The following is a 15,931-nucleotide window of genomic DNA, read 5'->3' as shown; positions in this document are numbered from 1 at the left end:
TCAGAGAAGGATTGCCTTCCCCGGCTCAAGCGTCTGCATCGAACGCTCCACACCGGACGCCTGCCCCGCACGCAGTTCCTCAAGAGACTGATGGAATATCCGCACTCTGACCACAACGTGCCGGTCCGGATAACGCCAGCGCTCGAACGCCAGAACCGTATCCGGCGCGGTGCTGTCCGGCTGATCGTCAAACGTCCATGACAGTCCGAAGATCGCCGCCAGCGCATCCTGATTCGTATCGTGCCCCGCCAGAACCAGCAGACGCGTGGAGTCCGGCACACCCGGAATTTCCGTCACCGGACGGTCCGCCAGAAACGCCCGGATGCTCTCAGCCATCACCCCGTTACGCGCCGCCGCCACGACAGGCAGACGCCGCAACATCCGGCTCTCTGCTTCATGAACCGGCAGAACGGTTTTCAGCAGCCCCGGAACATCCGCTTTGGCAGACCCGAAAACATCCAGCGGAAAGCCCTCGGAATACAGCAGCAACAGACTCTCCGCCGCCATGCCAGCCGTCGCCACCCCTCCGGAGAGACGCGGCGCGCCTTTCTTCCATTCAAGTACGGCATCATCGCGCAGACACCACACCGTATGCGAGGCACCGTCACACCCGCCGGGCGCCATCAATGTCTGCAAAGCCTGCAAACCACGCCGAACATTCGAACTCTTTGAGACAGGCAGCATGGAAGCAAACCCCCGTTCCGTCTCCTGCTTCGACGGCACCGCGCGTCCAGCCGAAATGGCATTGAACACAGGGTCTGGCCCATGCTCCTGCCATTGCGCAGAAACATGACAGTCCAGAGTCAAATTTCGTGCCCAGATCTGCCCGGTCTGCTGCGTCCGATGATCCGCGCCATCCGCCCAGATCCGCATACTATCGGAACAGGATCGCAACGGATCAAATCCAAGATCCACATAATGCGTCCGGACAGCCTGAACCATAGCCCCAAGTGCCACAGCCCCATGCGGCGTCATTTCTCCGGGCGCGACAGACCATTCCGGCCAGTCAAAACCGGTCTTTTCGCGCAAAGCCCCCGAAGAAGCCGTCGGACTGCGGATTCCGTGCCGCGACAGCAGCACGACTTTTTCCAGAACAGGCCCCGACGGCACAGAGGCACCCCCCGAACATCCCGTCAGGAACAAAGCCAACAGAACGACAGAGTGCGTCTTTTTCACGGGAAAGTCGCCGTCATGTTGAAGAAGACGCTGCGCCCTGCCAGACGCCAGTAAAGCGGCGCATCACCATAAGACTGGTTGCCCGCAAAATCGCTGATGGAGCGGTTGTTGAAGAGGTTGGAAATCTTGAGGCTCGGCGTCACGTCGCGCATGAAACCACCGATATTATGAATGCGCCACCCCAGCGCCAGATCCGCCGTCACATTGCTGTGGATTTTGTACTGGTTTTCAAACACCGCATTTCCGGCCGCATTCGTGGTACTGTCCAGCCCCCAGTGATGCCCGACATATTTCCCCATCAGCGAGAAATACGGCCCCTTCGGATTTTCATAAAGCAGACCGAACGATGCCAATGAATCCGGCGTCGTCGCAACGCGCACGGTGCTATGTTTGTAGCGCGCATCATTTACGCTGTAATTGCCATAAAGCGAGAAGCCATATCCAATGACATACTGCCCCTCAAGCTCGATGCCTTTATAAATCGCGCCGCCACTATTCACGTATGTGGATGTCGTTCCGATCCCATCGACCTTAATCTGTGCAGAGGCGATATAATTGGAAAAATCGATATAATATCCATCCAGTGACAGCATCCAGTTCTTGCCGTGATAGACCGACCCAACCTGATAATTCAGCGTCGTTTCAGGCTTCACGTTTCCAACCGACTTCACCTGAAAAACCGACATCGGAGGCGCCAGAAAACCGCGCGCGATCTGTGCATAAGCGCTCCAGTTTTCCATAATCCGTTGATTAATCGCAATAGACGGCTGCCAAGATCCATAATGCTGCGTATCATTCAGCGGCACCTTCGTGGACTTGTTGATGGCCGCATCATAGTCCCTTGTGAACATGGAATATTTCACACCCGGCTTGATAAACACCCCCTTCCAGGGGTGAATATCCAGTTCGAGATAGGGCTGAATGGTCGTGTTCAGATCCGAAATATCATAACTGTAAGCCGACCCGGTTTTGGACGGAACCGGTATCGCATTTTTACTCAAGTCCAGCGCGTAAGTGTAGCGACGGTCCTTCTGCACATCCGCCCATACGCCAAACAAAACATCAGCATAGGATGTATGCGCCTTGAACCGTAACGTATCGCCATAAGAACGGAACTTGGCGTCCGCATATTTCCCGGGAATATCATTGGCATAGGTCGCCACCTTCTTCCCAGCCGTATTGTAGAACGTCACCCCGTTCGCAGCCGTGCTCGTCTGGCTGGCATCCGTGCTTTCCGTATAATCATGCTCAAAACCGCTCGTATAAAGCTGGTTTTCCATCGTCAGCCACGACGCAAGACGGCTTTTCAGACTGACGTAATCAAAATCGGACGTGTAGGTGCTGGGGTTATATCCATAATAACACTGCTTAGACGGGTCGTTGCACAGCCCGTAATTCTCTCCGTATTTCGCATATTCCGCGAGCGTCGCGCCCTGAGTCGTAAACTGCCACTCCTTGTTATAGGTCGTCTCAAATGTCAGCGTCGTCTCGGGCGCAAGATCAATCACATCCTTGAACATCAGATTGCTCCGGCGCTCTGCCGAGTTCGTCAGATATCCGTTCGTCTCCTCGTGCTGCATGTCGAGAAACGCCCGACCAAAACGCGTCTTGCCACTGTCAAATTCGATACCGCCTGCACGCGTATTAAAACTACCATAAGTTCCATACAGCGACACACCCCTCTTGGCCGGAGGCGTCTTGGACGTGAAACCCATCGTGCCACCAAAGGTGGCATTGCCGATCGTCGAGCCCGTTCCCGGACCGCGATCAATCTGCGCCTCTCCAAGGAAATGCGAAATAAACAAAGACGATGTCGTGTGATGCAGATCGGTAGCATCGCCAAACGGAATACCGTCGAACGTCATGTTGTACTGGCCGTCCTGAAACCCACGAAGGCTCATCGCCTCCGCTTTACCCATTCCGGGACCGTTAGGATTTTGGGAATAAACGCTCGGCTGAAAGCGGATGATGTCGTCGATGCTGGCAAGCGGAATAATATTGTTGCTCAGAAAGCCGGACTGAATTTTTGATGTCGGCTCCGTAATGTCCAGCGGAACTGTCGCAGGCGCAATTCGCGCAGCATGACCAAGAACGGTCAGGTTTTCCACACCGGGCGTCGCGTCTTTTTCTTTTCTGGTTTTATGCTCTTCATGCTTTTTCTGTTTTGCATCAGGAACATCAGCCTGCGCGCCTCCTCCCAGAAACAGGGCACCGGCAAAGCACCCGGAAAGCAGGATATGGTTACGCATCTTGAACGTCATGGGGAGTGGGCTCCAGTGATTGGCGCGCACTCCATACGGAAGGCTTCAGGTCAGGAAAACCGCTTTACCGTTCCTGAAATAAAACATTCACACGCTTTACTTCAAATCTTCATACTTATTTTGAAATATTTCTTATTTTATATTTACGGTAACGGCCTTTTATCTGCAATAGGGTCAATCTTCGGTTCAGTTAGTGGTCCTGAATCCACCACAACCACCAAATCTCCCGCAATCGGCGTGGGTTGCCGATCTTTAGGCAGCAATGCCTGAAAACGCGGATCGTAGCTCGCAGCCTGTTCATAGAGAGCATCAATCAAACCATAATGATCCATGAACTTGTTCATGGTCGCCGGAATACGAATGCAGCCTTCCGACGCCGGATGCCCCAGACGCCATTCAAGAAACTGCGGGTCCGTCGCATGGATCTCCAGCCGAATCTGCCCGGTTTCATGTCGCGGCAGCCAGCCCTTCATCGCCGTCTGCCACCCCATGTCCCACACGCGCGATCCCTTCGCGCCGATACCACGGATTCCGTTCTTGTTTTTGGTGCCTTCCGCCCGGTAGCCCAGACGGTCCGCCGTGTTCTGGAAAACACCGATCGGGGTAATGTAATAATATTTACGCCCCGTCGTCCCGGTTGAAACCGGCGTCCCGCCAAGAGACTCCCACGGCGCATCCGGCAATGCCAGAACGTAATCCAGATGCTGGATCTGCTCGTTGCGATCCACAACCATAATAAGCTGCGGCCGTGAAATCGGCATGTTCGCCTGCGTCACCTGCTCCTTTGCAAGCGTCAGGAACGCCCGGCGGCGTTCGGGCGTATAGGTGCTGAACCCCTTGATATTATGCTTCATCAGCACAGCAAGACGCGACGCCTCCTCCCGCGCGGCCTCATCGGACACAACCGGTAGATCCGGAATATCCAGAGGCGGCGGTGCCAGATCGGGCCGTGGCGGTGTATCGGTCGGCGGATTGCTGGCTGGCGGCGGAACCGATACCCCCAGCGACGGCGTCGTATCCGGCTGATGGCCGGACAATTCCGGCCCCGCGCCATCCGGCCGCGCACAGGCCGTCAGCGGTGACAATCCCATGACCATCGTCGTGGACGCACATAACAGAACTGCAAACCGCGTCAGTCTGGAAACATCACGCATCTTCAGGGCACCATCCTCGGGTTCGGAACAACAAACAGAACGCGAGGGAACAGAGACCTGTCCGGCGTTCGGCATGACTGGAACATCTTCAACGCACCAGCCACGCAAAAGGCATCACAGATCCAGAAGCAGGCGCCTCGGATCTTCCACAAGCTGCTTGATCCGGACGAGGAAGCTTACGGCTTCCCGCCCGTCTACGATCCGATGATCGTAGGACAGCGCCACATACATCATCGGTCGGATCACGATATGCCCGTCCCGCACGACCGGACGGTCCTGAATGGCATGCATCCCCAGAATGCCCGACTGCGGCGTGTTCAGGATCGGCGTAGAGAGCAGAGACCCGAAAATCCCGCCATTCGTGATGGAGAATGTCCCGTGCGACAGCTCCTCCAGCTTCAGCCCGCCCGTCCGCGCCCGCTTGCCATAATCGGCGATCCGACGCTCCAGCTCGGCGAAGCTCATCTGGTCGGCATCATGCAGCACCGGCACCACCAGCCCGCGCTCCGTTCCCACCGCAATGCCCAGATTGACGAAATCGCGATAGACGATCTCATCGCCTTCGATCTGCGCATTGATCGCGGGATAATCCTTCAGCGCACCCACCACGGCCCGCGCGAAAAAGGACATGAACCCCAGACGCGCACCGTCATGCTTCTTCTCGAACTCGTCCTTGTATTCCGCCCGCAGCGCCTTGGCGGCAGACATGTCGATCTCGTTGAACGTCGTCAGAATGGCCGCCGTATTCTGCGCCGCCTTCAGATTCCGCGCGATCGTCTGACGCAGACGGCTCATGGGAACGCGACGCTCCCGCGCTTCATGCGACGACAGCTTGGGGGCCGGGACAGCAGAGACAGGCTTCGGCGCTTCAGGAGCAGGAGATGTGATGCGCGCAGGGGATGCAACAGGAGCCGCAACGGGTTCGGGAGCCGGAGCAGCAGCTTCAGGCGCGGGAGCGGGCTCGGCCGCAGCAGGTGCCTCCGCCGTCTCATCCACCACCCCGAGCAGCCCGCCGATCTCGACTTCCGTGCCCATCGCCACACAGTCTTCCAGACGCCCGGCGGACGGCGCGGTCACTTCAACACTGACCTTGTCCGTCTCCAGCTCTACGATGGTCTCGTCATGCTGCACATAGTCGCCGGAGTTTTTAAGCCACCGCGCGACAGTCGCAGTCGTCAGGCTTTCTCCAAGCGCCGGAACCCTGATTTCGACCGTCATGCTGCTTCCCTGTCTTGCGTCCCGCCGCGAAGCGGGGAAATGTCTGTGCCGTACCCGGCACTCTGTCCGGAAAAGGTTAAGAATGCAGGATACTGCATCTTCGTTCCCAGCGGGAGGCGGAACCATCCCCGTCGCCGGACTTTGAAACCAAAACACAGGAGGCCGCAATGTCCCACCCGCCCGACCGTCCTGAAATTCTGGACTCCGATCATCTTTCCACTCGCACCCGCGAGATCCTGACATCGCGGCTTTCGGTCTCCACCGCACAGCCGCGCACCCTATCGCTCCGGGCCTATGCCATCCTCGACGCGCTGCTGCCCGTCCTGCTCCCGCTGGACGAAATCCTGCCTGACAGTACCGACATCGCCATGACAGTCCGGATCGACGCCGCGCTCTCCGGCCCGCGTGACGGCTGGCGTTTCGCGGACCTCCCGCCCGATGCCGAAGCCTGGGAATCCGCTCTCCTGACCCTCGACGACGTCGCAGCCGAACAGCACGGACTCGCCTTCATCCATCTGGCCCCGGACCTGCGCGGCGCCCTGCTCGACGCCGTCATGGACGGGCAGATCGGTCTCGAACACGACGGCCGCCTCACGGCTTCCCAGATGAAACGCTGGTCTGGAGACCTGCGTGGCGAGGTCGTGGACTGCATCATGAGCGACCCGCGCATCCAGCAGGCACTCGGTATCTCCTCCAGCCTCACCGGCGGCGACACCGTCTTTCAGGGCTTCACAAACGTCGGCCCCGACAGCCGCGAGTCCTTTGAACCCAAAGCCACCGCCCCCCTTCTCCAGATGGCAGACTCCAGCGAATGAGCAACAGCCCCCTCATGAAGACATTCGCCGAAACGGACATCGTCGATGCCCTCATCATCGGCAGCGGTGCCGGTGGCGCCCCGCTGGCCGCAGAACTCGCCCGCAACGGCAAAAGCGTCGTGGTGCTGGAAGCCGGCCCCGCTTTCCCCGCCACAGGACACACGCCCGACGAAGTGGCCGCCCGCGAACTGTACTGGCTGCACGAACGCCTCTCCGCAGGCACAAACCCACAGGCATTCGGTGGCAATAACAGCGGCACCGGCCTCGGCGGCTCCATGCTCCATTACGGTGCCTTCATGCCGCGCATGGACGCCCGCGACTTCCACCTGCACACCGAAACCGGCAAGGGCGTGGACTGGCCTTTCGGTCTGGACGAACTGCTGCCCTATATCGAGCGCGTGGAATCCTTTATCGGGGTCTCCGGCCCGGCCCATTACCCATGGGACCCGGAGCGCCGCTATGCCTACCCGCCCCCGCCCGCCAACTCCGCCGCGCTGAAAATGCGCGAAGGCTGTGACGCGCTCGGCCTGCGCCACGCAGACGGCCCCGCCGCTCTCATCACGCGCGATATCGAACAGCCGCATTTCGGCACCCGCCACGCCTGCGCCAACTGCGGCGCCTGCCATCAGGGCTGCCGCAACGGTGCCAAATCGGGCACGGACAACACATGGCTTCCCATGGCCGTCGCCTATGGTGCGGAACTCCGCCCCGGCTGCTTCGCCCACACGATCGAACGCGACAGCTCTGGCCGCGTGACCGGCGTGGTTTACCGCCAGAACGGCGTCGAGCACCGCCAGAAATGCGCAAGCCTCGTCCTCGCCGCCGGTGCCGTCGAAACCCCGCGCCTGCTCCTGACAAATGGTCTCGCCAACAACTCCGGCCAGGTCGGCCAGAACTACATGACCCATGTCTCCACACAGGTCTGGGGCGAGTTCGACGAAGACATCCGCCCCAATCGCGGCTACCCGTCCCTGACCATCACCGAAGACATGATGCGCCCCAAAGACGCGGATTTCGTAGGCGGCTACCTCGTTCAGTCACTGGGCATGATGCCCGCAACATGGGGCCAGAACCTCGCCCGCAGCACCACGACACGCGGGCCGGCCTTCGCTCGCGCGCTCGCCGGATACAACCGCTCCGCCGGTATGGGCATCAACGGCGAATGCCTGCCCCGCCCCGAAAACCGTGTCACGCTTTCGGACGAAAAGGATGCTTTCGGCATTCCCAAACCGCTGATCGAACATTCCTACGGCCCCAACGAATGGGCCATGCACCACCACGCCGCCCGCCTGCTGACGCAGATGTGGGAGGCCGTGGGCGCAAAGGATATCCGCGTCATCGACCGCGCCGCCCACATGATCGGCACCTGCCGCATGGGCACGGACGCCGATAGCAATGTCGTCAATCCGGTGGGCCGCAGTTTCGATATCGACAATCTGTGGATCTCCGATCATTCGATCTTCCCGAGCGCCGCCGCTGCCAACCCGGCTCTGGCGATCATGGCGCTCTCGCTGCGCACTGCGGAGGCCATGCTGAAGGTCTGATTGACATCTGACATAGATCAAAGTGATCCGGAGCCTGCGCAGGAGTCTTGACACTGCTTCGCGCGCTCCGGTAAGCGAAGGACGACTTTCCGGTGGCGTCCTGTCACCCGGTCTCCCTTTCCTTACGGATGCTTCCTGCTTCCATCGTCCTGCGAAATCCTCACAGATCACCGCCTGACACAAGCAGCTCCCGTTCAGTGGCCCCGCCTTCTGTACGGTCGCGCATCCCTCCCCCTATCAGGTCTGCCACTACCGGCACATCAAGGCGCGTCTTTCATGCATCTTGCCGAACTCAAGAAAAAATCCCCAGCCGACCTTCTGGATTATGCAGAGGAACTGGAGATCGAGAACGTCTCGTCCATGCGCAAGCAGGACATCATGTTCGCCATTCTCAAGACCCTTGCCGAGCGTGATCAGGCGATCTACGGCGAAGGCACGCTCGAAATCCTGCCGGACGGCTTCGGTTTCCTGCGCAGCCCGGAAGCAAACTACCTTCCCGGCCCCGACGACATCTACATCTCCCCCACGCAGGTCCGCCGCTTCGGCCTGCGCCCGGGCGACACGGTTGAAGGCCAGATCCGCGCCCCGCGCGACGGCGAGCGCTATTTCGCGCTGCTGAAGGTCAACACAATCAATTTCGAGGCCCCGGAAACCGTCCGGACCCGCATCAACTTCGACAACCTCACGCCGCTCTACCCCGAGCGTCGCCTTAAGATGGAAGTCGAACAGTCCGAAGCCGCCGTCACGGAATCCTCTCCGCGCGGCAAGGGCAAGAAAGACCAGCGCGACTATACCCCGCGCGTGATCGATCTCGTGACGCCGATCGGCATGGGCCAGCGCGCCCTGATCGTCGCCCCGCCCCGTACCGGCAAGACCGTGATGCTCCAGAGCATCGCCGCCTCCATCTCCGCCAACCACCCCGAAGTGTTCCTGATCGTCCTGCTGATCGACGAACGCCCGGAAGAAGTGACGGACATGGCCCGCTCGGTCCGTGGCGAAGTCGTCTCTTCCACCTTCGACGAACCGGCAACCCGCCATGTTCAGGTAACGGAAATGGTGCTGGAAAAGGCCAAGCGCCTCGTCGAGCACAAGCGCGACGTGGTCATCCTGCTGGACTCCATCACACGTCTCGCCCGCGCCTACAACACCGTCGTCCCCTCCTCGGGCAAGGTGCTGACCGGCGGTGTGGACGCCAACGCCCTGCAGCGCCCCAAGCGCTTCTTTGGCGCCGCGCGTAACATCGAGGAAGGCGGCTCGCTGACGATCATCGCAACAGCCCTGATCGACACAGGCTCGCGAATGGACGAAGTGATCTTCGAAGAGTTCAAGGGCACCGGCAACGCCGAACTCATTCTGGACCGCAAGCTCGCCGACAAGCGCACCTTCCCCGCCATCGACATCACCAAGTCGGGCACGCGTAAGGAAGAACTGCTGGTCGATCGCGCCGAACTGTCCAAGATGTGGGTCCTGCGCCGCATCCTCGCCCCGATGGGCACGATGGACGCCATGGACTTCCTGCTGGACAAGCTCAAATACAGCAAATCCAATCAGGACTTCTTCGACGCCATGAACAACTGATCCCGAATCAGCATGGCCGACATGAAAAAGGGGAGCTCCGGCTCCCCTTTTTTGTTGTCCGGTCTATCGGAATGACGGGAAAGCCTGTCTGTTACAGCACACCTTCCAGATGCAGCATGGCATGCTTGTCCGCGATGCCTCCCAGTCCCGAATATCCGCCAAGCCCCGCCCGACCGACAACACGGTGACAGGGGATCAAGATCGGAATCGGATTCGCTCCAACCGCTCCGCCAACCGACCGCGCAGACCCACCGACCTCGGCCGCGATATCCGCATAAGTCCGCGTCTTGCCGTAAGGAATCCGGCGCAACGCGTCCCAGACCTTCTGGCGGTATGGAGTCCCGTAAGGACGATAGGGCAACGTGTCGAAATCGACCGATTCCCCATCAAAATAGCGCTCCAAAAGATCGCGGGCCTTCAGAAGAAGTGGAGTCTCCTCCTGATCGCGCCCCCAACCCCAGTCCAGAGCGACGATCTGGCCCTCATCTTCACTGATGGTAAGGGCCCCGAAAGGTGAGTGGCAGGATAGCTGTGGCATGAACGACACGGTGCCCGAGCGGCTCAAAACCGTCAATCCGGCAGTGTTGCCATTGAGACCGATGCTTTTTAGCCATGCGATTTACGCATATCGCTTAGCCTCAATATGCAAAATAAACATATTGTACCGCTTCAGTAGGCTTTCCAGCAATACTCTGTAATGTGTTGGAAAACTGCCCTTTTTTGTATCAGAAACGCGACAGGACGTTATCCGGAACGCCTGTGTAATCATTCCCTGAGCCACATCATAGCCCGTTTCAGGATCATCCTGCCCCATCCCTCACGGAAACGTCAGAAGCCGTGTTTGTCTTAAACAATAAAATAGGGTCAGTAAGTTCTCATGCTGGCGGTGTCTGGTACTGATCGTTGGATTGAGAGGACAGGATTTTCCCCTGCCCCTTTCAAGACTGCATAGGTCCAGAATATCACAGCGGAAACAGTCTTTACAAAAAGGACAGTTGGATCATGACTTCTGGTCTACTGACGCCGATCAAGGTTACGAAAAAGCGCCTTCTCAGCTGCGCAGCCGTACTGGCACTCTCAGCTGCTGTTCCCGTCGCTTTTGCGCAGGAAGATACGGGCGCAGCAATTACAAGTGCCGATAACGGTGGCAATGTCGGAAACTGGATGTCCTACGGGCGCTCCTATTCCGAGCAGCGCTTCAGCCCGCTCGACCAGATCAACAAGGACAATGTCGGCCAGCTGAAGCTCGCCTGGCACTACGATCTGGATACGAACCGCGGTCAGGAAGGCACGCCTCTGGTCGTGAACGGCGTCATGTACGCCACGACCAACTGGAGCAAGATGAAGGCGCTGGATGCAGCGACCGGCAAGCTCCTGTGGGCCTACGATCCCAAGGTTCCGGGCAACATCGCCGATCGCGGCTGCTGTGACTCCGTCAACCGCGGTGCTGCCTACTGGAACGGCAAAGTCTATTTCGGCACGTTCGACGGACGTCTGATCGCTCTCGACGCCAAGACCGGCAAGCTGGTCTGGAGCGTCTACACGATCCCCAAGGAAGCCCAACTCGGCCACCAGCGCTCCTATACGGTTGACGGCGCACCGCGCATCGCCAAGGGCCGCGTCATCATCGGCAACGGCGGCGCCGAATTCGGTGCCCGTGGCTTCGTGACGGCCTATGACGCCGAAACCGGCAAGATGGACTGGCGCTTCTTCACGGTTCCGAACCCCGACAACAAGCCCGACGGCGCAGCCTCCGACGACATCCTGATGTCCAAGGCCTATCCGACCTGGGGCAAAGGCGGAGCCTGGAAGCAGCAGGGCGGCGGCGGTACCGTCTGGGATTCGCTGGTTTATGACCCCGTGACAGACCTCGTCTATCTCGGCGTCGGCAACGGCTCGCCCTGGAATTACAAGTTCCGCTCCGAAGGCAAGGGCGACAACCTCTTCCTCGGCAGCATCGTCGCGATCAACCCGGATACCGGCAAGTACGTCTGGCATTTCCAGGAAACGCCGATGGACCAGTGGGATTACACCTCGGTCCAGCAGATCATGACGCTCGACATGCCGGTCAACGGCGAAATGCGCCATGTGATCGTCCATGCCCCGAAGAACGGCTTCTTCTACATCATCGATGCGAAGACCGGAAAATTCATCTCGGGCAAGCCCTACACCTACGAAAACTGGGCCAATGGTCTGGACCCCGTCACGGGCCGTCCGAACTATGTGCCTGACGCTCTGTGGACGCTGACGGGCAAGGCCTGGTACGGCATTCCGGGCGATCTGGGCGGCCATAACTTCGCCTCCATGGCCTACAGCCCGCAGACGAAGCTGGTCTACATCCCCGCCCAGCAGGTTCCATTCCTTTATGATCCGCAAAAGGGTGGCTTCAAGGCCCACCATGACAGCTGGAATCTTGGACTGGACATGAACAAGATCGGCCTGTTCGACGACGCCGATCCGCAGCACAAGGCCGACAAGGCACAGTTCCTGAAGGATCTGAAGGGCTGGATTCTGGCCTGGGATCCGGAAAAGCAGCAGGCAGCCTTCCGGGTTGACCACAAGGGTCCGTGGAACGGCGGTCTGCTCGCAACGGGCGGCGGTCTCCTCTTCCAGGGCCTCGCAACCGGCGATTTCCATGCATACGACGCTACGAACGGCAAGGATCTCTTCAGCTTCCCGGCACAGAGCGCCATCATCGCGCCTCCCATCACCTATACCGCCAACGGCAAGCAGTATGTCGCGGTGGAAGTGGGCTGGGGCGGCATCTATCCGTTCTTCCTCGGTGGCGTGGCCCGGACATCCGGCTGGACCGTCAACCACTCCCGCGTGATTGCTTTCGCGCTGGACGGCAAGGACGCACTGCCGCCGAAGAACGAACTCGGCTTCCTGCCGGTCAAGCCGCCTGAGAAGTGGGATGAAGCCCGTACGAAGAACGGCTATTTCCAGTTCCAGACGTATTGCGCCGCCTGCCATGGCGACAACGGCATCTCGGGTGGCGTTCTGCCTGACCTGCGCTGGTCCGGTGCGATCCGCGGACAGGAGAAATTCTACAAGCTCGTCGCCAAGGGCGCTCTGACCGCCTACGGCATGGATCGCTTCGACACGTCCATGTCTGCGGCCGAGATTGAAGACATCCGCAACTATCTCGTGAAGCGGTCCAACGAGTCCTATGAGGACGAAGTGAAAGCCCGCGACAACAAGCAGGGCGTCCCCAACGACCAGTTCCTCAACGTACCCCAGGGTCCGGTTGAGCCTGCAACGGCGGACCATCCGTAACGGGCGACCGTTACGGTAAAAGGAGGCACGTGACATGCTCAATGCATCAATTCGCGACAGGCTGGTATCTGAGATGAAACAGGGATGGAAATTCGCGGCCGCAATCGGCCTCATGGCGGTGTCGTTCGGCGCCGCCCATGCCCAGGACGCTGATGAAGCCCTGATCAAGCGTGGCGAATATGTCGCCCGCCTGTCAGACTGCATCGCCTGCCATACGGCTCTGCACGGACAGCCCTATGCGGGCGGTCTGGAAATCAAGAGCCCGATCGGCACGATCTATTCGACCAACATCACGCCGGACCCGGAACACGGGATCGGCAGCTACACCCTTGAGGACTTCACGAAGGCCATCCGCAAGGGCATCCGCAAGGATGGTGCAACGCTTTACCCGGCAATGCCCTATCCTGAATTCGCGCGTCTGTCGGACGACGACATCCGCTCGATGTATGCCTACTTCATGCATGGCGTGAAGCCGGTCGCCCTTGCCAACAAGGCACCGGACATCAGCTGGCCGCTCTCCATGCGCTGGCCGCTGGCAGTGTGGCGCGCCATGTTCGTTCCGAGCATGACGCCGGGCGAAGACAAGAGCATCAGTGATCCGGAAGTCGCACGCGGCGAATACCTCGTCGACGGTCCGGGCCATTGCGGCGAATGTCATACACCCCGCGGCTTCGCAATGCAGCTCAAGGCTTATGGAACGAGCGGCGGCAACGTCTATCTGTCCGGCGGTGCACCGATCGACAACTGGATCGCCCCGAGCCTGCGCAGCAACAGCGACACAGGCCTGGGTCGCTGGTCTGAAGATGACATCGTCACCTTCCTCAAGAGCGGCCGTATCGACCACTCCGCCGTCTTCGGTGGCATGGCCGACGTGGTGGCCTACAGCACGCAGCATTGGACAGACGACGACCTGCGCGCCACGGCCAAGTACCTGAAGAGCATGCCGGCCGTTCCGGAGGGCAATAACCTCGGCCAGGATGACGGTCAGACGACCGCCCTGCTGGACAAGGGTGCTCAGGGCAACGCCGGTGCGGAAGTCTATCTGCACAACTGCGCCCTCTGCCACATGAACGACGGTACGGGCGTCAACCGCATGTTCCCGCCGCTGGCTGGCAACCCGGTTGTCCTGACGGATGATCCGACGTCGCTCGCCAATGTCGTGGCCTTCGGCGGCATCCTGCCCCCGACCAACACGGCACCGTCCGCCATCGCCATGCCCGGCTTCAAGAACCACCTCACCGACCAGCAGATGGCCGATGTCGTGAACTTCATGCGCAAGGGCTGGGGCAACAAGGCACCGGGAACCGTATCCGCTGCCGATATGCAGAAGCTGCGTACGACGGGAGCACCGGTCTCCACGGCTGGCTGGAACGTCTCCAGCAGGGGCTGGATGGCCTATATGCCGCAGCCTTACGGCGAAGGCTGGACCTTCTCTCCGCAGACCCACACGGGCGTGGACAACGCACAGTAAGCGTTCCCCACTCCCTGACAGTCTGAACAAAAGGGCGGATCGGAAACGATCCGCCCTTTTTTCATGCTCGCACGCCCATCATTGCAAGCTAACCATTTTCACCACGGGGCCTCCTGCACTACATAGAACCCCATGACGCGCTCCTCCCTCCCGGACCACACCCCGCAGGTCATTTTCGCACTGGCAACCGGCCCCTCCCGCGCCGCCATCGCGATCATGCGCGCCAGCGGCCCCGGCAGCGATACGATCCTGCGCGCGCTATGCAACGGGCATCTCCCCGAACCACGCCGCGCCAGCCTGCGAACCCTGCGCCATAACGCAGAGGTGCTCGACCATGCCGTCGCTCTCTGGCTCCCCGGCCCAAACTCCTACACCGGCGAAGACGGCTTCGAGCTGCACCTCCACGCCGGTCCTGCCATCATCGCCCGCGTCGCCGACGCCCTGACCGATCTGGGCGCCCGCCCTGCCGAACCGGGCGAGTTCACCCGGCGCGCCGTCCAGAAAGGACGGCTGGACCTGCTTCAGGCCGAAGCCATCGCCGACCTCGTGGATTCTGAAACTGAAAGCCAGCGCAAACAGGCCCTGCGTCAGGCCGATGGCGCCCTGAGCCGCCTGTACGACGACTGGGCTCAGCGCCTTCGCCTCGTCCTCGCCCATCAGGAAGCCCTGATTGACTTCCCGGACGAAGACCTCCCTCAGGACGTGGAAGACGGACTGATCGAGGAACTCTCAAAACTCCACACCGAAATGTCCGCCCATCTTCAGGACAATCGCGGCGAACTCCTGCGTCAGGGCCTGACCGTCGTGATCGCAGGCTCGCCGAACGTCGGAAAGTCCAGCCTTCTCAATGCGTTATCCGGAACAGATGCGGCAATCGTCACCCATCGTGCAGGCACGACCCGCGATGCCATCGCACTCGACTGGATTCTGGACGGTGTCCGCCTTCGTCTGATCGACACGGCGGGCCTGCGGGAGACGGAAGACGAAATCGAAGCCGAAGGCATCCGCCGCGCATTGTTTCACGTGAAACAGGCGGATGTCGTACTGCATCTGATCGGCCCGGATGAGAGCCTTGAGACCCTCTCCGGACAGGAAATCCCCATCCGGACGAAAATCGACATCGCACCAGCCCCGCCCGGCATGTTAGGGATCAGCACGCAGTCCGGCGAAGGGCTTGATGCGCTGCGTCAGGTTCTGTCCGAACGGTTGTCCGAACTCATGGCCGGTTTAGCCGCGCCTCCTCTGACCCGCGCCAGACACCGTGCCGGAATCCAGGAGGCCGCAACCCATCTGGACCACGCCCGGACCGCGACATGGCCGGAACTGCGGGGCGAAGAACTCCGGCTGTCCATGCTGGCTCTGGGGCGTCTGACCGGACGTGTTGATGTTGAATCCCTGCTCGATGCGATTTTCGGGCAGTTCTGTATCGGGAAGTAGG

Annotated in this window: 11 protein-coding genes; 6 read left to right on the top strand and 5 right to left on the bottom strand. The window is 60.1% G+C overall.

Annotation, left to right across the window (positions count from 1 at the left end):
• From HKD28_RS05260 to sucB, 4 genes are all read right to left on the bottom strand, one after another.
• Nucleotides 1-1,176 carry a histidine-type phosphatase gene (locus HKD28_RS05260; RefSeq protein WP_194267385.1) on the bottom strand — a complete coding sequence of 392 codons (1,176 nt, stop codon included), beginning with the start codon at nt 1,174-1,176 and terminating at the stop codon, nt 1-3.
• A complete protein-coding gene (locus HKD28_RS05255) occupies nt 1,173-3,437 on the bottom strand; it encodes a TonB-dependent receptor (RefSeq protein ID WP_194267384.1) in 2,265 nt (754 codons plus the stop codon). Before HKD28_RS05255 ends, HKD28_RS05260 begins: the two co-directional genes overlap by 4 nt.
• Nucleotides 3,438-3,580: 143 nt before the next feature.
• The gene (locus tag HKD28_RS05250) at nt 3,581-4,591 is read right to left on the bottom strand and encodes a L,D-transpeptidase (RefSeq protein WP_194262988.1); all 1,011 of its coding nucleotides are present in this window, start codon (nt 4,589-4,591) and stop codon (nt 3,581-3,583) included.
• A gap of 114 nt (nt 4,592-4,705) precedes the next feature.
• A complete protein-coding gene (sucB, locus tag HKD28_RS05245; RefSeq protein WP_194267383.1) occupies nt 4,706-5,809 on the bottom strand; it encodes a dihydrolipoyllysine-residue succinyltransferase in 1,104 nt (367 codons plus the stop codon).
• A 167-nt stretch (nt 5,810-5,976) separates the two neighbouring features.
• On the opposite strand from sucB, the gene HKD28_RS05240 reads away from it, so the two are divergent.
• The 3 genes from HKD28_RS05240 (at nt 5,977) to rho (ending at nt 9,746) form a co-directional block, all read left to right on the top strand.
• Entirely contained in the window at nt 5,977-6,624 is a 648-nt protein-coding gene (locus HKD28_RS05240; protein ID WP_194267382.1) for a gluconate 2-dehydrogenase subunit 3 family protein, read from the top strand.
• A 14-nt stretch (nt 6,625-6,638) separates the two neighbouring features.
• On the top strand, nt 6,639-8,168 hold the full coding sequence (locus HKD28_RS05235) for a GMC family oxidoreductase (protein ID WP_194267486.1): 1,530 nt from the start codon (nt 6,639-6,641) through the stop codon (nt 8,166-8,168).
• A 276-nt stretch (nt 8,169-8,444) separates the two neighbouring features.
• Nucleotides 8,445-9,746: a transcription termination factor Rho gene (rho, locus tag HKD28_RS05230; RefSeq protein ID WP_194267381.1), complete on the top strand. Its 1,302-nt coding sequence runs from the start codon at nt 8,445-8,447 to the stop codon at nt 9,744-9,746.
• 91 nt (nt 9,747-9,837) lie between these two features.
• Here the strand turns inward: rho and HKD28_RS05225 are convergent, their stop codons facing one another.
• Nucleotides 9,838-10,284: a methylated-DNA--[protein]-cysteine S-methyltransferase gene (locus tag HKD28_RS05225; RefSeq protein ID WP_086647993.1), complete on the bottom strand. Its 447-nt coding sequence runs from the start codon at nt 10,282-10,284 to the stop codon at nt 9,838-9,840.
• Between the two features lie 464 nt (nt 10,285-10,748).
• Between HKD28_RS05225 and HKD28_RS05220 the strand changes: the two genes are divergently transcribed.
• From HKD28_RS05220 to mnmE, 3 genes are all read left to right on the top strand, one after another.
• Nucleotides 10,749-13,022 carry a PQQ-dependent dehydrogenase, methanol/ethanol family gene (locus HKD28_RS05220; RefSeq protein ID WP_194262992.1) on the top strand — a complete coding sequence of 758 codons (2,274 nt, stop codon included), beginning with the start codon at nt 10,749-10,751 and terminating at the stop codon, nt 13,020-13,022.
• Between the two features lie 34 nt (nt 13,023-13,056).
• A complete protein-coding gene (locus tag HKD28_RS05215) occupies nt 13,057-14,493 on the top strand; it encodes a cytochrome c (RefSeq protein ID WP_194267380.1) in 1,437 nt (478 codons plus the stop codon).
• A 132-nt stretch (nt 14,494-14,625) separates the two neighbouring features.
• Entirely contained in the window at nt 14,626-15,930 is a 1,305-nt protein-coding gene (gene mnmE, locus HKD28_RS05210; RefSeq protein WP_194267379.1) for a tRNA uridine-5-carboxymethylaminomethyl(34) synthesis GTPase MnmE, read from the top strand.
• Nucleotide 15,931 lies beyond the last annotated feature (1 nt).

The sequence above is a fragment of the Gluconobacter cadivus genome (genome assembly GCF_015244745.1).
Lineage (GTDB): Bacteria > Pseudomonadota > Alphaproteobacteria > Acetobacterales > Acetobacteraceae > Gluconobacter > Gluconobacter cadivus.
This window is presented reverse-complemented; position numbering and strand designations above follow the sequence as displayed.